This is a genomic window from Armatimonadota bacterium (assembly GCA_025059775.1).
Lineage (GTDB): Bacteria > Sysuimicrobiota > Sysuimicrobiia > Sysuimicrobiales > Sysuimicrobiaceae > Sysuimicrobium.
Map to the genome: position 1 here is coordinate 1 of JANXCW010000014.1, position 19791 is coordinate 19791.

At 70.1% G+C, this 19791-nt stretch carries 21 protein-coding genes and 1 riboswitch; all 21 genes read right to left on the minus strand.

Translation table 11 applies throughout. The features are described from left to right. Positions 1–108, minus strand: a 108-nt coding sequence (locus tag N0A24_10010) for an S-layer homology domain-containing protein (protein ID MCS7173685.1), incomplete at its 3' end; no start/stop codon positions are given. Positions 109–374: 266 nt separating this feature from the next. Continuing rightward, complete coding sequence (locus N0A24_10015) at positions 375–785, minus strand: pre-16S rRNA-processing nuclease YqgF (protein MCS7173686.1); 411 nt, start codon at positions 783–785, stop codon at positions 375–377. Between the two features lies 1 nt (position 786). Next, the gene (locus N0A24_10020) at positions 787–1074 is read right to left on the minus strand and encodes an energy transducer TonB (protein ID MCS7173687.1); all 288 of its coding nucleotides are present in this window, start codon (positions 1072–1074) and stop codon (positions 787–789) included. A gap of 584 nt (positions 1075–1658) precedes the next feature. Next, entirely contained in the window at positions 1659–3467 is a 1809-nt protein-coding gene (locus tag N0A24_10025; GenBank protein ID MCS7173688.1) for a TonB-dependent receptor, read from the minus strand. Positions 3468–3515: 48 nt separating this feature from the next. Beyond that, positions 3516–3672, minus strand: a riboswitch (cobalamin riboswitch). 62 nt (positions 3673–3734) lie between these two features. Then, positions 3735–4670, minus strand: coding sequence for a DUF3084 domain-containing protein (locus N0A24_10030; GenBank protein ID MCS7173689.1), 936 nt, complete (start codon positions 4668–4670; stop codon positions 3735–3737). 74 nt (positions 4671–4744) lie between these two features. Beyond that, positions 4745–6367: a glycosyltransferase family 39 protein gene (locus tag N0A24_10035; protein ID MCS7173690.1), complete on the minus strand. Its 1623-nt coding sequence runs from the start codon at positions 6365–6367 to the stop codon at positions 4745–4747. Then, complete coding sequence (locus N0A24_10040; GenBank protein ID MCS7173691.1) at positions 6364–7437, minus strand: LptF/LptG family permease; 1074 nt, start codon at positions 7435–7437, stop codon at positions 6364–6366. Before N0A24_10040 ends, N0A24_10035 begins: the two co-directional genes overlap by 4 nt. Positions 7438–7440: 3 nt before the next feature. Continuing rightward, positions 7441–8205, minus strand: coding sequence for an LPS export ABC transporter ATP-binding protein (lptB, locus tag N0A24_10045; protein MCS7173692.1), 765 nt, complete (start codon positions 8203–8205; stop codon positions 7441–7443). After that, positions 8189–8971, minus strand: coding sequence for a hypothetical protein (locus N0A24_10050; GenBank protein MCS7173693.1), 783 nt, complete (start codon positions 8969–8971; stop codon positions 8189–8191). The genes lptB and N0A24_10050 overlap by 17 nt, the downstream gene beginning before the upstream one ends. Beyond that, complete coding sequence (locus N0A24_10055) at positions 8971–9492, minus strand: hypothetical protein (GenBank protein MCS7173694.1); 522 nt, start codon at positions 9490–9492, stop codon at positions 8971–8973. The genes N0A24_10050 and N0A24_10055 overlap by 1 nt, the downstream gene beginning before the upstream one ends. Before the next feature lie 9 nt (positions 9493–9501). Continuing rightward, positions 9502–10620: a lipid-A-disaccharide synthase gene (gene lpxB, locus N0A24_10060; protein MCS7173695.1), complete on the minus strand. Its 1119-nt coding sequence runs from the start codon at positions 10618–10620 to the stop codon at positions 9502–9504. Then, a complete protein-coding gene (lpxI, locus tag N0A24_10065; GenBank protein ID MCS7173696.1) occupies positions 10617–11411 on the minus strand; it encodes a UDP-2,3-diacylglucosamine diphosphatase LpxI in 795 nt (264 codons plus the stop codon). The genes lpxB and lpxI overlap by 4 nt, the downstream gene beginning before the upstream one ends. After that, the gene (gene lpxA, locus N0A24_10070) at positions 11404–12222 is read right to left on the minus strand and encodes an acyl-ACP--UDP-N-acetylglucosamine O-acyltransferase (protein ID MCS7173697.1); all 819 of its coding nucleotides are present in this window, start codon (positions 12220–12222) and stop codon (positions 11404–11406) included. Before lpxA ends, lpxI begins: the two co-directional genes overlap by 8 nt. Continuing rightward, a complete protein-coding gene (gene fabZ / locus N0A24_10075; GenBank protein MCS7173698.1) occupies positions 12219–12701 on the minus strand; it encodes a 3-hydroxyacyl-ACP dehydratase FabZ in 483 nt (160 codons plus the stop codon). The genes lpxA and fabZ overlap by 4 nt, the downstream gene beginning before the upstream one ends. 64 nt (positions 12702–12765) lie before the next feature. Then, positions 12766–13560 carry a UDP-3-O-acyl-N-acetylglucosamine deacetylase gene (gene lpxC, locus N0A24_10080; protein ID MCS7173699.1) on the minus strand — a complete coding sequence of 265 codons (795 nt, stop codon included), beginning with the start codon at positions 13558–13560 and terminating at the stop codon, positions 12766–12768. Beyond that, complete coding sequence (locus tag N0A24_10085) at positions 13557–14771, minus strand: hypothetical protein (protein ID MCS7173700.1); 1215 nt, start codon at positions 14769–14771, stop codon at positions 13557–13559. The genes lpxC and N0A24_10085 overlap by 4 nt, the downstream gene beginning before the upstream one ends. 5 nt (positions 14772–14776) lie before the next feature. Beyond that, the gene (gene lpxD, locus N0A24_10090; GenBank protein MCS7173701.1) at positions 14777–15763 is read right to left on the minus strand and encodes a UDP-3-O-(3-hydroxymyristoyl)glucosamine N-acyltransferase; all 987 of its coding nucleotides are present in this window, start codon (positions 15761–15763) and stop codon (positions 14777–14779) included. 6 nt (positions 15764–15769) lie between these two features. Next, on the minus strand, positions 15770–16168 hold the full coding sequence (locus N0A24_10095; GenBank protein ID MCS7173702.1) for an OmpH family outer membrane protein: 399 nt from the start codon (positions 16166–16168) through the stop codon (positions 15770–15772). Between the two features lie 7 nt (positions 16169–16175). After that, entirely contained in the window at positions 16176–17474 is a 1299-nt protein-coding gene (locus tag N0A24_10100) for a hypothetical protein (protein MCS7173703.1), read from the minus strand. Next, a complete protein-coding gene (locus N0A24_10105; protein ID MCS7173704.1) occupies positions 17474–17647 on the minus strand; it encodes an OmpH family outer membrane protein in 174 nt (57 codons plus the stop codon). The genes N0A24_10100 and N0A24_10105 overlap by 1 nt, the downstream gene beginning before the upstream one ends. Before the next feature lie 349 nt (positions 17648–17996). Next, positions 17997–19766, minus strand: a complete 1770-nt coding sequence (locus N0A24_10110; protein MCS7173705.1) for an FtsQ-type POTRA domain-containing protein — start codon at positions 19764–19766, stop codon at positions 17997–17999. Positions 19767–19791: the final 25 nt, after the last annotated feature.

Genomic DNA, 19791 nt, shown 5'->3' on the forward strand with positions numbered 1-19791 from the left:
AATCAACCCCTTCGCCGCCAACTCCGCAATCGCATCGTACGCCCAGTGGTTCGTCGGAACATCCGCAAACGGCTGGGTGAACCCCGGGGCGACGAGGGCTAGGACCATGGCCAGAACCACTGCACCTGCGGTCTTCCTCGCCATGTAGCACCCCTCCATTGAGTACGATGTCTAGTAAAGCCCAGGGAGCCTCGCGCTAACCGTGTCGGGGAGTCTTCCGGTTTCCTCCACCGTCGACTCAGCGCTTCCTCCCCTGCGACACCCCCTCCGGCGGCATGATGGCATACAACTCCCCCACCTCCTTTCCCGCCTTCCGCCCCTTTCCGGAGGAGCCGGTGTCCGTTCTCCAGATTACATTCCGAATCTTCGCGCCGTCAAACGGATTTCCTCCTCCCCCTCTGGCCCGCTGCGAAAAATCGCTCCGCGAGGAGGACCGCCACGTAGTCGTCGTAGGGACGGTCGGGGACCCGCAAGAAGGCCGGAAGGAGCCGGCGCAGACCTCGGGGGGGGTGGTCTCGGAGGTAGCGGATGCGGGCCTCCAGGGTGGTTCCCCGCTCGGAGACCGGTACGACAGGCCGACCCAACCGCTTTGCCAGGGCCGTGACTTCCCGGCACCCTGTCTGGTCTCCCACCACCACCACCTCCACCCCGAACCGCGTCGCGAGCTCCCGGAGCCGTTCCTCCAGACTCTCCCGGGGGATCACCTCCCGGTGAAGGATCCCCTCCTCGTGGCACACCGCGATCCCGCACTTCCCTCGGCCCGGATCCACCGCGAGGACCCTCATGTCAGGGCTCCACCCGGAAGGTCACCCAGAGCACGTAGTACGCAAGGATAGGTCTCCCGTCCTGCCGGGCCGGCTCAAACCGCCAGGCCTTCAGAGCCTCCGCGGTCGCTCGATCCAGCTCCGGAATCCCGGAGGAGACCAGGACCTCCACCGAGCCCACGGTCCCGTCCGTCTGCACCAGGAGCTTCATGCGCACGCGGCCTTCCGGGACCCGGAGGGCCGCTTCGGAGGTAAGGTGGGAGCGCTGGATGGAGAGGGTGTAAACATCCGGGTAGGCTGGGTGCGGCATCACGAGCGGCCGGGGCGGAAGGAGGGTCGGAGAGGGTGTAGGCTCCGGGCCGGGAGAAGACCCGGGAGGAGGAGGGGTCAGATCGGAAGCAGGCGTCTGCGGAGGGGGGACATCGCCCCCGGCTGATCCTCGCGGGGTCTCGATGGCCAGGGCTGGCGAAGCCGGTTCCGATCCATGGACGGGAAGCCCACCTGCCGGGGATCCCTTTTCTGCGGTGGGGAATCCCTGCGCGCGGAACTCCCGGGTGGGGAGGTGCGACGCGGCTGCCTGGTCAGCCGAGGATCTTCCGGACTTCGGGGAAGGCCGGACGAGGGGGGCAACCGTGGCTTTTTGCCGTCTCGTGAGGGACGGCCGACGGAGTTCTGAAGGACGCATGGAGGGGAGCGGGGTACGGGGGTATGCGAGATCCCGGTGCTCCCGTCTCCCGGGCTGGGCTGCCTGCGCCCTCCCCGGATCTCCTTCTTCCTCCGCGGTTGGCCCGGGAAGGTGGAAGGGGGACGGGTTTGCGGGAGGAGGCGGAGTGCGCGGGGTGCCGGAGCACCCCGTACTCACGAGGAGGGCCGCCAGCAGAATCAGGGGACGCATCAGAAGCTCCCCCCAAACCGCAGGTACACGGATCGCCCCGGGGCGGGATACCCCCGGAGGGTCTCATAGCGGGCGTCCAGGAGGTTGTCCACTACGGCCTGCACGGTCCAGTTCCTCCACCGTATCTCGTACCGGAGGCCCAGGGTGAGGTAAGAGGGCAGGAGGATCCGGTTGGGGGGGAGAGTGGCGTAGTCGAGGTCGGGGCGTTCGCCGACGTAGTGCGCCACGAGGGTCAGGGAGCTCTGGGGGCTCACCTCATACCGCAGGGCCAAGTTCGCGGTCCACCCCGGCACGCGCAGCAGTGGTAGGCCGGTGGTCCGGTCCAGTCCGTCTGACCAGGTGAGGTTTCCCAGCACCGACCACCGGTCTCCCAGCCGGCCTACCGCCTCCGCGGAGAGCCCCTGGATGCGGGCGGAGCCGATGTTCTGCGGGGGGCAACCGCCCGTGATGAGGTCCCGGGAGTCCGTGTAGAAGCCGTTGAGCCGGACCAGGAGCCCTTCCCGTACCTCCGCCTCCATGCCCAGATCCAGGGACCACGCGCTTTCGGGCCTCAAATTTGGGTCGCTGCACCCCGGGAAGAACCGCTCCCCGAAGGTGGGCCCCCGGAAGGTGCGGCCCACGCTCCCTCGGACCCGGACGCCGGGACCCAGGAAGTGCACGAACCCCAACCTGGGGTTGAGCTGCATCCCCCAGGTGCGGTGTAGGTCCAACCGGGCGCCCACGCCCAGGAGCGTCCGGTCTAGCAGGGCAAGGTCGACCTGCCCGTAGCCCGAAAGGGCGGCGTCGTCCGCGGCGTAGCCCCCGAAGGAATCCTGAAAGCGGTAGCTGGCACCCTGCCATTCCGCGCCCAGGGTCAGGAGGGCTCCCGTGGGCAGGCGCAGGATCCGCTGCCAGTTCGCGCCGTATGCGCTCCCCCGGGCATCGGACCCGTACCCGGGAGAGGTGTACGCGAGCCCCTCCCCGTACCACCACATCCGGAACAGGTGCTCCGGCAGGTTTGGCTCCCCCCGCCGCCAGGTGAGGCCTGCGACCGTGCGCCAATCGGACTGCCGGTCGGAGGGCGTGGGCAGGAAGGAGGGCCCGGGAAGGCCGGAGCGCCCGTCCGTGTGGTGGAAGCTCAGCTCCACATCGCCCATCGGGAGCGCGGGAAGGGAGATCCGCCCGGTGGCGGTGAGGCGCCGCGCGTCGCCGTTGGGCAGAAACCCGCCCGTGGTGAGGAGCTCAGCGCCGAGACCGTACCGGAGGGCTTCGGAACCCCCTCCCAGGCTCAGGTGGGCCTGCGCGGTGTCGAAACTCCCGTAGCCGGCAGAGATCCGTGCGCGCTCGGGCCTGCGGGTGATGACGTGGATCACGCCTCCCAGGGCTCCGCTCCCCCACAGGGCGGAGTACGGGCCCCGCAGGACCTCGATGCGCTCCACTTCCGCGAGGGGAAGGGTGGCGAGGTTCACGCCGAACTGAGCGGTGGGGTTAAGGGGGACGCCGTCCAGGAGCACCAGGACCTGGAGGGGGCTCGTGCCCCGGATGCTGGGCTGGAGCAGACCGCCCGGCCCTGGGTAGGCCTCCCGGACGTACACCTCCGCCAGCAACCGCAGCGCCTCGCCCACGGTCAAAAACCCTAACCTGCGCAGCTCCTCGCCTCCCAGCACCGTCACGTACGTGGGCGTGCCCACCACGGGCTGGGGCCGACGGCCTGCTACCACCACCTCCTCGCCCTCGAAGACAGGCGGTACCTGGGCCGAAGCGGACAGGGCGGAGAGGAGCGGGAGGAGAATACTCCAGCAAGCCAGGACAAGAGGGCGTGTGCGCACGGGCCCACCTCCACTTAACCCCCGAAGGGGGTGGGTCTGTGCGCGGGCAGGTCTTCTGGCTCCGGATCCTCGCCTCGCCCGCCCTTCCCAGGCCGGCAGCTTGCACCCCTCCGGCCCAGTGGGTTGCTGTGGGCTCGGCTCCCCGGTTACAGCGGCGGGAACCGCGCCGGACTCGGGGCCCGGGCCCCTGCACCGGACTTCCCTTGGCCCGCGCGGCCTCAGGATAGCGCGGGTCTACGGCCCTGTCCACCGTTGACCCATGGGGGCTTACGGGGATGTCCCTCCGAGCTCGAACCCGAGCCACAGGGGACCCTCGGTGAAGGCATCCCGGAGCACCACCACGCGCACCCGGGTGGGCACCCCTCGCCGGAGGATCTGGTCCGTGATGCGCCGACCCGAGTCTCCGTCCACCACCACATAGGGCGGGCCGTTCACCCGGGTCTGCGGGGCGCTCAGGATGCGGCTGCGGCCTGGCGGCCCCGCGCGCTGCGAGGCTGCCTGCGCCAGGAGCAACAGGGCGTCCCGTACCTGCTCCCGCGGGCCGGGGGTCACCATTCCCGCTTCGAGCACCTGCCCTTTTCGAAACACGAGCTCGTTCTTGACCAGCTGTACATCCACGGGCACGGGCTCCCCCGCGAGTGCGTTCTTGGTGCTGACGATGCGGACCACCACCTCCTGCCTGCGACGTCGGATGAGGCGCTCGATGGCCTCCCAGGAGATCCCCGGCTGAAAGGGCACGATCACGTTCCCGTTCGCATCGGGGCCTGCCCCCTGACCTGTGGCGAACTCCACGGCCCGCTGACGCAGCCGGAAGAAGGCCTCCCGGACCTCCGAAGGCCCGAGGCGCCCATCCAACACTTCCCGGGCCAGCTCCTGATCGCTGAGCACGGCGATGGTGCCCTGTTCCAGCCGGGCGATGTCCCGCCGCAACGCCTCCGCGCGTTCCTCCAGCTGCCTCACCGTCTCCCGCAGCCGGAACAGGGCCGTGCGGGCGTCCCGGGAGAGCCCCAGGAGGGTCCCCACGGTGAGGAGGTGGATGAGCATCCCGGTGAGCACCGTCACGATGTGGGCGGTGGTCCGGGGGCGCAGGCCCCACAGGCTGAGGCGCTGCTTCCCTACCCGGCGGCCGACCACGTTTCCCACATACGCGATGAGCCCGCTGATCAAGAGCAGCAGGGGCAGGAGGAGGTAGCCGATCTCCATCGCCCTCCAGCATACCGCACGCCCCCGGGGCCCTGGGGCTCCGGTAGGAAGCGGCAGAGCGCCCGCAGAGGGGATCATCGGGTTCGGATTTGTCGCGGAACGGGAGGTTCGGTGGACCGAAGACACGCCGGTATCCTTTCGCCCGCGGGCTTCTCCAGCAGCAGATGGCCTCCTACCTGCCGCACCGTCCGCAGGCCTGAGAGCAGGTCCGGGTGGTAGAACCGCTCCGGCACCACCACCACGGCCCTCCGAGGGGAGGGGACCGCGCAGAGCATGCCCCGGAGGGAGTCCTCATCCTCCGCGTACCGCCAGTGCAGGCCGCTGTACGTGATGAGGCTGTTGAGGGTGCGGAAGCCGATCCGAACATCCCCGGGCCGCGCCACCGACGCCGCCGTCCGCCCCACCTCCGGGCCAGAGCGGTGGCGGTCCACCTCGGGCAGGGCGATGCCGACGGCGAGGGCGAAGAACAGCAGGCTGCTGCCGCCGAGGGCCAGCACCGCACCTCTGACGGAGCCGCGCAGGCCCAACCGCGCGGCAACCCCTCCTCCTGCCACCAGGGCGGCCACGGGGGGGACGAGGGCTGGCACGAGGGCCCGGGTCTGGGAGGGGTACAGCAGCGCTCCGTAGGCCGCCACCGCAGCCCCGAAGAGCGCGCAGAGGGCCGCCAGGAGTCTCCACCCACCCCGTGGCTTTTCCTCCTCCCCAAACGTCCCGGCCTCCAGCGCCCGGCCGATGAGGAGGGCCGCCGCGGGGTACAGGCTCAGCACGTAGTTCGGGAGCTTCGTGCCCGCGAGGGAGAAGAAAGCGAATCCGAAGGCGAGCCACACGAGGAGGAAGAGGGAGCGGGGATCCCTCCTTTCCCGCACCGCCCCTGAACAGGCCTCCGGGAGGAAGGCAGTCCAGGGCAGAAGGCCCAGGACGAGCACCGGCACGTGGTACCAGATGGGGCCGCTCTGCCCCTCCACCACGCCCACGTACCGGTTCAGGGTGTAGTAGCCGAGGGCGGTGCGCAGAAAGGCCGCCCCGTGCAGGACGGCCTGGATCCCATACCACCCGCACCCCAACACCGCATAGCTCAGAAGAGCGGGAATCCACGGCACCTCCCGTAACCGGCCCAGCTCCCGGCGGAGCACCAGGAACAGGAACCCCACCGCGCCCGGAACCGCCGCGGCCACGAACCCCTTCGTGAGGGTCCCCAAGGCCGAGGCCACGAAGGCCAGGAGGTATGCCCGACGTTCCCCCCGCGCGTATCCGCGCCAGAACCCGAGGAAGGACAGCAGCATCCACAGCACGAGGAGGGGATCGAAGACCGCCAGCCGCGCCTGCGCCCACCACTGGAGGGTGGTGGCCAAGACGAAGGCCGAGAGCACCCCGCACCGGGGGCCGAAGAGCTCCCGGCCGAGCAGCCCTGTGACGAGCACCCCGAGCACACCAGCTACCGCGGACCAGAACCGGGCCGTGAACTCGGTCACCCCGAAAAGTCTGCCGGTGGCGGCCACAAGCCAGAAGTAAAGGGGCGGGTGGACGAACCACGGTTCCCCGTTCCACCGCAGGGTGACCCAGTCCCCGGTCCGCAGGATCTCCTGCGCGATGCCCGCGTACTTCGCCTCGTCCTGATCCCACAAGGGGGAGGTTCCCAGGCGCCAGAACAGGAGGAACGCAGAGAGGGCAATCCCCACGTGCAGCGCGCGCCTCACCGCCTGCGCCACACCAGAACGATCCCGCTTCCCGCGGTCACCAGATTCGGGAGCCAGGCCGCGAGGGCCGGAGAGAGGTAGCCCGCCTGCCCCAGGAGGGTGCTGGCGGTGGTGAGGAGGTAGTAGCCGATGAGCACCAGAACCACGAGCCCGAAGGCAATCCCCCGACCGCCCCGAGGGTGTACCAGCCCCAGGGGGAAGCCTAGGAGGGCAAAGGCGAAGGGGGTCCCCAGGAGCGCGTACTTCCCTGCGAGATCCACCTCAAGCGGCCGGGTGAGCTGTCCATCGCGCCGGAGCCTCCGAAGCTCCTGCCGGATCTCCCGGATGCTCATCTCCAGCACCGTCCTCTCGGGTGGAGCCACCTCCTGCGGGGAGCGGGCGAGGCGCAGCCGGAGTACTTCGAATCCGGTCAGCAGGACCCCGTCCTCCAGCACCACCATGCGGCCCCGGTGGAAGGTCCATCCCCCCGGCCCCCAGGTGGCGCGCTCCGCCTCGATCACCCGCACGAGCCGCCCGTCCCGGTGCTGCTGCACGGTCACCCGCTCCAGAGTCCCGGCGGAGAGGTCCAGTCTGTGGGCGGAGACCACCACCTCGCTGCCGTCCTGTATGCGATCCCGAAACAGGACGTTCCACCGGACGTCCTCCGCCCGAGGGCTTCCCACGGCCCGGCTCCAGGCCCGCCGGTACTGCAGCTCTGCCCAGGGCACCACTCCCTCCCCCAGGCCGTAACTCGCCGCGCTCACCACCGCGGCCACCAGCACACCCGGCAAGAGGATGCGCTCGGGTGGAATCCCGCCCGTCTGCATGGCTTCGATCTCCCTCCCCTCCGCAAGACGGCCGTAGCCCAGGACGGTGCCGAACAACACCGCCATGGGGAGGGCGAAGCCCACGAGCGTCGGGAGGCGATAGGCCACCAGCTGCACAAAGGCCCCGGGGGGGAACCCGTACTGTACCGCGGACCGGGTGACGAAGAAAAAGTGGTTCGCCACCAGCAAGGTGGTGAACACCCCGACCCCGAACAGGACCGCGCCCAGCACCTCCCGGCCCACGTACCGGTCGAGCAACCGCATTCCTCACATCTGAAAGCGCTCGCCCAGGTAGAACCGACGCACCTCCTCGCTGGCCGCCAGGGCCTGTGCGGTCCCCTCGAACAGGACCTTTCCCTCGTACAGGATGGTGGAGCGATCCGTGATGGCGAGGGTCTCCCGCACGTTATGGTCGCTGATGAGCACTCCGATCCCCTGTTTCCGGAGGGTCGCGATGATGTCCTGGAGTTCCTGGATGGACTTGGGATCCACCCCCGTGAAGGGCTCGTCCAGCAGGAGGAACCGGGGGCGGGTGGCGAGGGCCCGGGCGATCTCCACCCGCCGCCGCTCCCCGCCCGAGAGGGTGTAGGCGGGCTGGTGGCGGAGGTGCGCGATGTGCAGGGCCTCCAGCAGCTCCTCTACCCTGGCCATCCGTTCCGCCCTGGGAAGTCCGTGCTGCTCAAGGATGAGCTCGATGTTCTCCGCGGGGGTGAGCTTGCGGAACACGGAAGGCTCCTGCGCGAGGTAGTGGATGCCTGCCCGGGCCCGAAGGTGCACGGGGAGGTGCGTGATGCGGGTGTTTCCGAGGTACACCTCTCCCGCGTTGGGGCGCACGAGGCCCACGATCATGTAAAAGCAGGTGGTTTTGCCCGCCCCGTTGGGGCCCAGCAACCCCACCACCTCGCCCGGCCGGACTACGAGGCTCACCCCGTCCACCACCGTGCGGGCGCCGTAGCGCTTTTGAAGCCCTACGGCCCGCAGGGCGGTCCCGTCGGGATCCCCTCGTGCGGCAGGTTCACGGACGGACCACAACCCGTGTCCTCCCCACGCTCCACGCTCTCCCATCCCGGTACGCGTACCACACCTCCGGTGCCGTAACCCGATCTCCGTCCCGCACCACCTCCACCCCACCCCGCAGCACCGCAACCCCCTCCGGAACCCGGACCTCCACCTCCTGGGCGGTGGCCGCCATCCGACCGTCCGTGATCCGCACCCCGCCCGCGGCGTACAGGACGCGGCTCCGCAGGTCGGCCCGGAGGAACCCCGCGCGGACCGCCACCCCTTCCACCTGGGCCTCCGGCTGCCCGCGGGCCACCGCCTCCCCGACGTCCCAGTCCACGGAGAGGGTCGAGGCATAAAGGCGCACATCCCGGTAGCTCCCCCGTACCCCGTCCGTAGCCTCTACTCGATTCGCCCGAAGATCCGCCTGGAGGTGTGGAGCCTGCACCACCACGGTCCCTCCCTCGGCTTCCCGGATCACCGTCACCTCCCCCTCCGCCTCCAGCCACCGCGTGTCCAGGCGGTAGTCCAGCCGATGGGCGATCAGGCGCTCAGAGGGACGGAGCAGCGTAACTCCTCCCTCCGCGGTTATGCCCCGCCGGTTCCGGTCGTAGCGGATGCGGGGGGCCTGCACCTCCAGGTCTTGCCATCGGACCCGGACGGGGTCCCCGAGGAGCTGCCAGACGCCCGTCACATCATCCAGGTCCGCCACCCGTGCCTGGAGGACCTGGATGGCCCCTTGCGCCGCGGCCGGAATCACAGCCAGCAGAACCGCCAGGAACCCAACGAGGAGCCTCATCACGGCTCCTCCACCGCCTCCAGGCGTACGTTGCCCACCAGCCGCGCCCGTCGCAGCCCCACATCGGCCACGAGGCGATCCCCCCGGCCCACCAGACGCTCCCACCGCAACTGCACCCGCTCTGCCTGGACCTGGCCGGCCTCGTACACCGCCCGATCCGCCCGCAGCCAGCGGTCCCGGGTCACCACGATCTCCACGGAGCCCACGAGTGCCACGCGTCCCGTGCGGAGGCCATACTCCCCGCGTTGCGCGCGGAACTGCACGGGACGTCCGTCCTGGGCGAAGAATACGCCCCTGGGCTGCAGAAAGGCCGCTACTCCCCTCCGCTCCTCCACGGTCACGGACGCGGCCACCAGTTGCCACACCCTGCGGCCCCGAGCATCCGCCCCCACGACCCAACCCTCCTCCAGCTCCAGCACCGGTGAGGGTGCGGACCACAGGAGGCGCGGTACTCCCACCACGAGGCTCAGGGCCGCCAGGAGCCCCAGGACCCACTTGCCGCGCAGGCAGAGCTGGCTCACGCTCCGATCCTACCCCATCCTGAGGCCCCGGGCGAGCACCTCCCGGGCGGATCGTTCCAGGGCACCGGGCGGTCCGAGCCGTTCCCGCAGCGCCCCGAGCACCCGCCGTATCCGGTCGGCGTGATCCGGGTCCAGGATTCGCAGAAGCTCCTCCGCGAGGGCCTGGGGATTCGCCTGCTCCTGCAGCATCTCCCGCACCACCTCCGCACCCGCGAGGAGGTTTGGGAGGGAGATCCAGGGGACGGTGGCGATGCGGCGGGCGATCCAGGCGGTGACCCGGGAGACGCGGTAGGTGACCACCATGGGGGTCCCCAGGATCAGGGCCTCCAAGGTAGCGGTTCCGCTCGCCACGAGGGCCGCGTCCGAGGCAGCCAGGAGGTCGTAGGGGTGACCCGGGATCACGGGGAGGTCCAGGGCGTGCTGGGCAATGAGCCGCTCCAGGGTTTCCGAGGCCCGGGCGATAACGGCCTGGAGGCCCGGTACTCGTTGCCGGGCGATCCGGACGGCTCCCACCATAGCGGGAAGCAGCGCGCGGACCTCCTGAGTCCGGCTCCCGGGGAGCAGGGCCACGAGGGGACGAGTGGCATCCAACCCCAGGGTGGCACAGAACTCCTCCCGGGACCGCTCCGGACGCACCCAGTCCAGAGCAGGGTGCCCGGTGAAGATCACGTCCGCGCCCGCCTCCCGGTACAGGTCGGCTTCGAAGGGAAAGGGTGCCAGCACCCGGACGGGGAGCCGGGCGAGCTTGCGGGCTCTGCCTGAGCGGCGGCCGTAGGCCATGGGCGGAAAGTAGTACATGGTGGGGATCTGAGGGCTCAGATGCCGGGCCACCGCCAGGTTGAATCCGGGGAAGTCCACCAGCACCAACACGTCCGGCGCTTCCTGGCGGATCCAGCGCAGCACCCGCCACAGCCGTTCCGCGAAGATCGGCACGCGCAGGTAGCTCTCCAGATACCCGATGACCCCCCAGGTGGAGGTGTCCAGCACCACGCGGACCCCGGCCTCGCGCATCCGCTGCCCGCCTCCGCCCACCACCTCCACTCGGGGCTCAAGGGCTCGCAGGGCACGGGTCAGGTGGGCGGCCGCGATGTCCCCGGAGACCTCGCCCGCGAGGAGGAAGACCTTCACAGCCCTACGAGGGCCACTCCTGCCTCCTCTGCCCGGGCCACTACCGAGGCCCGCTCCAGGAGGAGGGTCCGGCCCGCCTCTACCCCCAGGGCGGTGGCACCCACCTGTTTCAGGAGGGTGATGGTCCGGGGGCCGACGGTGGGGAGGTCGAACCGGGGATCCTGATCGGGACGGCCCGCCTTCACCACCACCGCGTGGGGGCCGAAGGCCCGGAGGCGTCGGAGCATGCCGTCCGTCCCTTCCGCGGCCTCCACGGCCAGCACCACGCCGTCTCGAACCGCCACCGCCTGCCCGACGCCTGCCCCCGCGACGGTGCGGGCCACTCGGAGCCCGCGCTGGAGGTCCGCCCACTCCCGATCCGTGGGTGCCCGGCCGCCAATCAGGCCACTCGGCGCTATCAGGTCGGGCAGGAAGTAGGGTTGGGGGAGGATCTCAAACCCGTGCCGGTCGAGCACGGTGAGGAGAGCCCTCCAGAGGTCCGCGTCCGTGCGGTCCGGGGCCCGCTGAAGGATCTCCCGGGCGAGGGGATCCAGAGGGCCGGAGAGGAGCTTCAACCTGTCCACCCGACCCGCCAACACCAACCGGCGGACGCCGCCGGTCTTTAGGGTTTTGAGGACCCGGCCCGCTTCTCCCGGGGAGATCAGGGCGTGCACGTGGCACCACCGCTGCAGGGCCCGCGGGCTTCCCGCCACCTGGACGCAGACGAGCCGGTGCCCCGCGGTACGGATGGCCCGGGCCAGGAGGAGGGGGAGTTGTCCTTCTCCTGCGATGAGCCCCACGGGCTCACACACGGCTCGTCCCCCGACGGATGAGTCCCCTGGGGGAGTGAAGGCTCTCGCGGACGAAGGTCACGAGTTCCGCCACGATCCCTTCCTCTCCCAGCTCCCGCACGATCTCCTCCACCGCGTGCGCGGGGGTAAGACCCCGCCCATACAGGATCCGGTACGCGGACCACACACGCTCGATCTCCTCCCGGGGAACTCCGGCCCGTAACAGGCCCACCCGGTTGAGGCCACGCACCCGGGCGGGCACCCCGCTCGCGAGGAGGAAAGGGGGAAGATCCTGCAGCAGGGCGCTCTTGCCGCCCACCATGGCGAGCCGTCCGATGCGCACGAACTGGTGGACGCCCGTAATCCCGCCGATCTGGGCGCCGTCTCCCACCTGTACGTGCCCCGCCAGCCCGCTCCCCGTAACCACCACCACGTCGGATCCCAGCCGGCAGTTGTGGGCGATGTGGGCCGTGGACATGATGTAGTTCCGGTCCCCGATCACCGTGGCTGCCTCCGGTCCCGTGGCCCGGGCGATCTGCACGTATTCCCGGACCACATTGTCGTCGCCGAGGATGGCGAAGCTGCGCTCGCCGCGGAAGGCACGGTCCTGGGGCTCGCACCCGATGACGGCACCCGTGTAGATGCGATTCCGCCGTCCGATGCGGGTACCGGAGTGCAGGACCACGTGCGGGCCGATCACGGTATCCTCCCCCACCTCCACGTCCGCCTCGATGACCGCGTACGGACCCACCCGCACCCCCGGCGCGAGCCGGGCCCGGGGATCCACGAGGGCGGTGGGGTGAATGTGGACCGCCTGGGCGGCTTCCCTCATGGATCCTGCACCCGGGCTCCCTCCAGCTGGGCGGACGAAACCCTGGGGGCGCGCCCCAGGGAGAAGGTCAGCACTCCGGTGGCCGCCACCTCGTCGCCCACCCGCGCCGTCCCCCGCACCCGGATGAGCCGTCCCCGGATCCACTCCAGGGAGATCTCCAGGAGGAGCTGATCCCCGGGCAGGACGGGACGGCGGAAGCGGAGACCGTCGATGGCCGCGAAGTAAGCCTTTTCCTGACGCAGCCCCACCTTGTGGAATACCAGGATCCCCGCCGCCTGGGCCAGGGCTTCCACGATGAGCACCCCGGGCATCACGGGCGCGCCGGGCAGGTGCCCGCTGAAGTACTCCTCATTGATGGTCACGTTCTTGAGGGCCACGATGCGCCCCGCCTCCGGATCCATCTCCAGTACCCGGTCCACCAGGAGAAACGGGTAGCGGTGGGGAAGGGTGGCCAGGATCTCGTGGATGTCAAACCTCATCGTTCCCTCCAGGCTTCGGGCTCAAGCGGCCGCGAGATATGGTACACGGTACACCCCCCGCCGGCTAGCTCGACCTCCGCGGGATGGCCCGGGCCAAGCGCAGGTGAAGCCCGTGGCCTCCTCCTACGCACACCACGTGGGCCACAAGCCGCTCCCCGAGGAGCGCGAGATCCCCCAGGAGATCCAGGATCTTGTGCCGGGCGGGCTCGTCTGGAAACCGCGGTGGGTTGAGGAACCGGCCTTCCTCCAGCACGAGGGTGTTGTCCAGGCTACTCCCCCGCGCGAGGCCCTTTCCCCAAAGGGCCTCCGCCTCTTCCCGGTATCCCCACGTGCGGGCAGGGGCGATCTCCGAGACGAAGCGCTCCGGGGTCACCACGAGATCGTACGCGCAGGCCTCCCGCCCCCGGAGGGGGACCACGTAGGTCACCCGCAGGTGCGCGTCTGGGAATGCCGCGGCGAGGGCTCCCCCTTGCTGCACCCACACCGGTGCCGCCAACCGGAGCTCGGGGACCTCCTCCTCCAGCTCCCGAGCTCCGGCTTCCCGGAGGAGTTCCACGAACGGCAGCGCACTCCCGTCCCCGGCGGGAATCTCCGGCCCCTCCACCAACACCCGTAGGGCGGTTATGCCCAGGGTCCACGCCGCGGCCAGGAGGTGCTCCACGGTCAGCACGCTGCCCACCGCCACGCAGCGGGCCGTGTGGGAAACCGCCTCCAGCCGGCAGGGAGTCTCCTGATCCCCTGTCAGGAGCCGGATGCCTGGTGTCTCCGAGGGAAGCAGGGTCAGGCGTGCGGGTTCCCCCGTGTGGAGGCCGGAGCCGGAGTACACCACGGGCTTCGCAATGGTCCGGTGCCTGCTCATGGCCTCAGGAAGAGGCGAAGGGGAAGATAGGACCCCGCGGAAGGAACCGTGAGCAGCGTGACGGCCTCGCTTCCCGCCGGAGGGAGCGATAGGGAAAGCAGGTCCCGCTCGCGCCCCGCGGCTAGGTACGAGAGGTCCACGAGCCGCCCGTTCACCACGAACGCGGCATACGCGGGTCCGCCCGCGGCTCGGATCACGATCCGGGCATCCCGGGGCTCTTGGGTGGGGTTGGCGAGTTCCAGAAAGAGGCGGTAGAGGACCCCGTAGTCGCCCACCAGCACCGCCTCCGTGAGCAGGTCGCGCAGGGTCCGGCTCGCACCCACCTCCAGAGTCTCCGAAGCGCCCACGGTGAGTCGCCGGCGCACCTCCAGGGTGGGGCGCGGGAACACCCCGCGGGGATGGCCGGTGGGCTCGGGCTCCAGCTCGGGCAGGGGAGCGTGGTCCAGTACGTAGGAGGGCCGGAGGCCCACGGCGATCTCCAGTGCCTCCCCCTCCAGAAGCTGCGCCTGTAGGAGCCCTGAGACCACGAAGCCTTCGGGGAGGCGTTGGGTCCAGAAGGTGAAGCCCTTCTGAGGCGGAAGTTCCAGTACGTAGCCGCTCCCGGAGGCCACGAGCTGCACAAACCTCCTGGCCGCCGCGTGCCCCGTGGCCATGGTGTCGTGCCAGGGCCGAGGGGCGGCTACCTGGAGGTGGACCCGCGCGGATCGGGCCCCCGGGTTCCCCAGACGCACGAGCACCACCATTCCGCGACCCGTGGCATTCTGGTGGTGGTAGAGCAGGCGCACCGCCTCACCGAGACGAAGTCGCTCGTCGAGCAGCAGGCCGGGGGAGCGCAGCTGCTCCGGGTTGTTGCTCACCACGAGCCGGGTGGGGTCGTGGAGCAGGAGGGAGAGGCCGGCGACGCGCACCCACACGGTCCGCGACAGGGGCGCTCCGAAGGGGTGCCGCGCCTCCACGCGGACAGGCAGGAGGATCTCTTCCCCGGGACCCAGGGAGGAGACCGTGGGGCTTCGGATCTCCAGCACCGTCGCAGGAAGGCGCCGGACGGCCTGTTCCAACCGCCGCGTGATGGCCTCTCCGATCACCTCCGCATCCGCGGGATTCCCCGTCACGTGCACCTCGAGGAAATCCGGGACTTCCGCGGCGGGCGGGCGGCCCGAGGCTGGAAGCGCCAGCAGGAAAATTCCTAGCAGGGCGACGGAGATCCGCATGAAGTTTAGGAGGTTTCCTGCCCGCGACGTCTCCGTCGCACCAGCTCCCGCAGCAGGGCGTGCTCCCGCAGCACCTCCCGGTGAGGCCGGGCGGGGAACCCGGAGACCACCATCCCCGGCGGCACGTCCTTCGTGACCCCCGAAAGCGCCAGGACCACCGCGCCCCGGCCGATCCGCACGTGGTCTCCCACCCCCACCTGCCCCGCGATCACTACGTCGTCCTCGATCACCGTGCTCCCCGCGATCCCCGTCTGCGCCGCGATGAGGCACCGCCGGCCGATGCGCACGTTGTGGGCGATCTGCACCAGGTTGTCGATCTTGGTGCCCGCGCCCACCCGGGTCTCGCCCAGGGTGGCACGGTCGATGGTGGTGCCCGCGCCCACCTCCACCTCGTCCTCCACCACCACGATGCCCACCTGCGGGATCTTGCGGGGGCCCTGCGGCTCCCGGACGAATCCGAATCCATCCGAGCCCAGCACCGCGCCGCCGTGCACGATGACTCGATCCCCCAGGACGCATCGTTCCCCTACCACCACGTGCGGATAGAGAATGCAGTAAGCACCCACGCGCGCATGCGGGCCGACGTACACATGGGGGTAGAGGATGGAGTGCGCGCCGATGCGGGCACCCTCCTCGACCACCGCGTAGGCTCCCACCGCCACCCCTTCCCCCAGCTCCGCGGTGGGCGCGAGGACCGCAGTAGGGTGAATGCCCGAGGGGTGCATCCTTGGCGGCCCCAGGGCTTCCAACAGGAGGGCCAGGGCACGACGGGGCTCAGGGACCACCACCGCGGGAAGGTCCTGGGGAGGAGGATGGGGGACCACCACCGCGGAGGCCCCCCGCCTCCGCGCGGTCTCCAGGGCCGTGGGGGTGTAGCATACCACCACCGCGCCGGGCCCCGCCTCCTCCGGGGCCGCCACCCGCTCGATCTCCACAGAGCCGTCCCCTACCAGGGCTCCGCCCACCAGCGCCGCGAGTTCCTGCAACCGCATGGCGGCTCACTTCAACCGCTCGAGGACCTGGTCCGTGAGGTCCCGCACGTTCCCGGCGTGCACCCCGGACTTCACCAACACCACCCGTATCCGTTCCCGCCGGGCCACCTCCGCCACCGCCTCTCGGACCCGCCGGTTGAGGCGGTCCTCCAGCTCCTGCCTGAGCCGCTGCAGCTCCAGCAGGTAGGCCTGCCGCTGCTGCTCCAGGTCCCGCGGGCTCAGCCGGGCCGCGGCGGCGGCGAGCTCCGCGGCCATCAGCTTCTCCCGGTCGTTGAGCTCCTTCTGGTAGCTGAGGGCCAGCACGCTCTCGTTGAGGATGCGCTGGGTGTCCACCACGCCGACCGCGGGCCGGGTACAACCCGCGAGGGCCAAAACGCACCAAGCCAGCACCACCGCCTTCCGCATGCTTCCCTCACCTCCGCCGAAGGCGCTCCAGGATCTCGTCCGTGATGTCGAGCCCTCGGGGGGCGGAGAGGTGCCGCACGATCACCACGTCCAGCTTGCGCTCCAGGGCCACCGCCGCGGCCTCCACCCGTAGCTCCGCCAGGAGGGTTGCCTCCAGGGTCTGCTGTTGCAAGCGCAGGGCCTGGACCTGCCGGTTCAGCTGCTCCACCCGCGTCCGCTCCTCCTCCAGGTACCGCTCCCGGGCCCTGCGGGCGAGGTCCTCCAGGGTTCGCCGGGCCTCCTCCACCGCGGCCCGCTGCTGTGCCCGGGCAGCCTCCCGGGCTTCCTCCACCGCCTCCTGGATCTCCATCCGGGCTCGCTCCCGAGCTTGGCGGTTCAGCGTCTCCTGCTGGGCCTGCAGCAACTCCCGGAAACGCTGCTCCCGCTCCCGGGCCGCCTCCGCCAACTGCCCCTGCAGTTCCCGCTCCCGCTCGGCAACGCGCTGCCGCGCCTGGACCTCCAGGGCCTGCGCGTAGGCCTGGAGCTCCGCGTTGGCCTGCTGTCGGGCCTCCTCCACGTAGGCCTCGAACTGCCTGCGCTGCTCCTGCTGGAACTCCTGCACCTTCCCGTCCCGCTCCCGCTGCAAGCGCTCGTACTCCGCCACGAGCCGGTCCATCTCCTCGCGGCTTCCGGGCTGCGCCACCTCCAGTTTGAGCCGGAGGTTCAGGAGGCGCTCCCGGTACGTGCGGATCATCTCCTCCTCATAGGCCCTGACGGCGGCCTCCAGCTGCCTGCGGCGTTCCTCCACCTTTGCCTCCAGCGCGGCCTGCAGTTCCCGCTGGCGGGCCAGGAGCTTCTCCTGCTGTTCGGCCCGCACCTGCCTGACGAACCGATCCAGTTCCGCCCGCACGCTCTCCTGAAGCGCCCGCATCTCCGCCTGGAAGTTTGCACGCAGCTGCGCGGCGTGAGCCTGCAACTGCCGCTGGGTCTCCGCCCGGATGCGTTCCTGGATGGCCTGTATCCGCTGCTCCAGGGCCTGACGGACCTGCGCGGTGGAGGAGGGGGGTGTGGGGGAAGGGAGCCGGGGAGGTGCGAGGGGAGTGCGCAATGCGGCTTCCAGCTCGAGGATGCGCTGGCGCAGCTGCACGAGCTCCTGCCCCCGCGGATGGGCCCGTAGGATCCGGTCCAGGTCCACGGTGCCGATCCGCACCGCCTGCAGCGTCGGCAGGGCGGAAGGCGCGGGGGAGGCGGCGGGCCGGGGGGGAGCCGGGGCACACCCGAGGAGCAGCAGGCTCAGCGCGCAGACCGGACCCAGCGCTTTCCCCATCACTTCGCTGCTTTGAGTTCCTTGATCACCGCATCCGTGAGGTCCGTCCCGCCGTACAGGACCACCGTCTTGCTGAGCACCACGGAGACCCCGCTCGCCCGCGCTACCTTCTCCACGGCCGTCCGGATGTCCCGGTCCAGGCTCGCCAGCAGCTCCGCCTGCTTGCGCAGGATCTGCTCCTGAGCCTCCCGCAGGATGCGCTGCTGCTCCACCGCGGGCTTCCCCTGGGCCTGCCTGCGGGCCTCCGTCATCTTCGCCCGCGCGAACTGGTTCAGGGCCTCCTCCGCAGAGGCCTTGCGGGGGTGCGCATCCAGGGCCCGCTGCATGTCCACATACCCGATGACCACGTTTTGGCTGAACCCTACGGCCCCTGAGGTGCTGACCCCCCACGCCACGCCCGCCAGGGCCGCCACCGCTACCACCGCGATCAACAGGATTCGCGTCCTACGTTCCATCGTCTCCTCCCGGGTTCACTTTGAGAAAAACCCTCCGCATGGTACCACACGGGCTCCGGGCACACCCCTAGAAGGGATTGCCGAACTGGAGCCACGTCTGCGTCTGCCCCCCCGGCCCGATGGCGTAGTCGATCCGGATGGGCCCCAACGGCGACTGCACCAGCACCCCTGCCCCGTACGAGACCTGCAGCTGTTCCACCAGTCCGAATCCAGAGGCGGCCACGCCTCCCGCGTCCACGAAAACCGCCAGGGTCACGGACTCCAGTCCGGGCGCGAAAACCCGGAGGGGCAGCCGGTACTCCAGGCTCGCCAGGGTCATGCTCTGCCCCCGCAGGGCACCGATGGCCAACCCGCGGACGCTCTGGGGACCGCCCACCCAGTACTGCTCCTGGAGCGGCAGATCTCCCGCGGAAACCCCGGCGCGGAAGCGGCCCACAAGGGTTCCCTGCCACAGGGGGACGTAGTGTACGTACTCCGCAAGGAGCTTCCCGAACTCGAAGTCTCCCCCCAACAGCCGTGTGCCGTAGTCCAGAGAGGCGAAGGCGTTCTGCCCCCGGGTGGCGGCGAAGGGATGGTCCCGGGTATCATAGCTGGCCTCCATCCGGAAGGCGTGCACGAGACCTCGGGAGAACTGAATCTCCGAGCCATCCCCCTCCAGAACGACAAAGTCCCCGCGTTCGGTCCGAAGTCCCAGGGAGAGGCTCAGGGCACCCGTGAGCCGCCGGCTGAGGGACACGCTCCCACCCTCCAGCAGCTGGAGGTACTTCACCCCAAGGGTGCGGTCATCGAAGAGCTGCGCGGTGTCGTGCAGCTCCAGGGAGAGGGATTGTCCCGACATTCCAAACCAGGGATCGCGGTAACGGATGAGGAGATTCTCCGTGGGGATCCCGGACAGCAGGCTCGCCTCCCCTCCCGTGAGGGAGGTGAGGTTGCGCTCGTAGCTGAGGGCCACGGAGCGCCCCATGCCGTGAAGGTTGCGCTCCGTATACTGGATCCGACCCAGAAAGCCTGCCTGTGGGCTGTAGCCCAACCCTCCCCCCACTTCCCGGCTCGGCCGCTCCTCCACCTCGATCACCAGCACCACCTTGTCCGGATCGGATCCCGGTTGAGGGTTGGCCCGGACGTTCTCAAACAACCCCGTGGCAAACACCTCCTGCAGGTCCTGCTGGATCCGCGGGAGGTGAAAGAGCTCGTTTTCCCGTACCCGGAGGGCCCGCTGGATCACCACGGGCCGGGTGCGCCGGAGCCCCCGGATCTCGATACGCTCCACGCGCCCCTCCCGAATCTCCACCCGCAGCACCCCCTCCCGGAACTCCACGTCCGCCACCCGCACCAGGGGGTAGCCGCGGTCCTGGTAAAGCTTCTCCACGTTGCGGGCCCCCGTTCGCAGATCCACGGTGTTGAGGACCCTCCCCTCCTGTACCCCCAGAGCCTCCCGGATCTCCTCCGTGGGAATCACGGTGTTCCCCGTAACCTCCACCCGCTGCACCACAGGATTCTCCACCACGAGGAACACCACCACCACTCCTTCCGGAACCGGCTGGATCCGCACCAGAACGTCCGCAAACCACCCACTTCCGAGGATCTGCTCCACGTCCTGCCGGATTCGGTCCCGGTCCAGCAGATCCCCCGCCCGGGAACCGATGCGGCCGAACACCACCTCCGGCGGGATCGTCTGGAGTCCATCCACCTGGATGTCCACGATGCGCTGTGGCCCCTCGGGTGTGGGACCCGGGCTTGGAGCAGGTGCAGGGACCTGCGCGCCCGACCACGGATTCAGGGCCAGCGTCGCCACGAAGACCGCGAGGAGCGGGGCACTACGTACGGGGAACGGCACCCTGTGCCCTCCTGTCCAGGGATCT

Excerpts from the sequence above, each read along its gene's own strand:
- N0A24_10015 (MCS7173686.1), bottom strand. The coding sequence starts at position 785 with ATGAGGGTCCTCGCGGTGGATCCGGGCCGAGGGAAGTGCGGGATCGCG.
- N0A24_10020 (MCS7173687.1), bottom strand. The coding sequence starts at position 1,074 with ATGCCGCACCCAGCCTACCCGGATGTTTACACCCTCTCCATCCAGCGC.
- N0A24_10030 (MCS7173689.1), bottom strand. The coding sequence starts at position 4,670 with ATGGAGATCGGCTACCTCCTCCTGCCCCTGCTGCTCTTGATCAGCGGG.
- N0A24_10040 (MCS7173691.1), bottom strand. The coding sequence starts at position 7,437 with ATGCGGTTGCTCGACCGGTACGTGGGCCGGGAGGTGCTGGGCGCGGTC.
- N0A24_10050 (MCS7173693.1), bottom strand. The coding sequence starts at position 8,971 with ATGAGGCTCCTCGTTGGGTTCCTGGCGGTTCTGCTGGCTGTGATTCCG.
- lpxA (MCS7173697.1), bottom strand. The coding sequence starts at position 12,222 with ATGAGGGAAGCCGCCCAGGCGGTCCACATTCACCCCACCGCCCTCGTG.
- fabZ (MCS7173698.1), bottom strand. The coding sequence starts at position 12,701 with ATGAGGTTTGACATCCACGAGATCCTGGCCACCCTTCCCCACCGCTAC.
- lpxC (MCS7173699.1), bottom strand. The coding sequence starts at position 13,560 with ATGAGCAGGCACCGGACCATTGCGAAGCCCGTGGTGTACTCCGGCTCC.
- N0A24_10085 (MCS7173700.1), bottom strand. The coding sequence starts at position 14,771 with ATGCGGATCTCCGTCGCCCTGCTAGGAATTTTCCTGCTGGCGCTTCCA.
- lpxD (MCS7173701.1), bottom strand. The coding sequence starts at position 15,763 with ATGCGGTTGCAGGAACTCGCGGCGCTGGTGGGCGGAGCCCTGGTAGGG.
- N0A24_10095 (MCS7173702.1), bottom strand. The coding sequence starts at position 16,168 with ATGCGGAAGGCGGTGGTGCTGGCTTGGTGCGTTTTGGCCCTCGCGGGT.
- N0A24_10100 (MCS7173703.1), bottom strand. The coding sequence starts at position 17,474 with ATGGGGAAAGCGCTGGGTCCGGTCTGCGCGCTGAGCCTGCTGCTCCTC.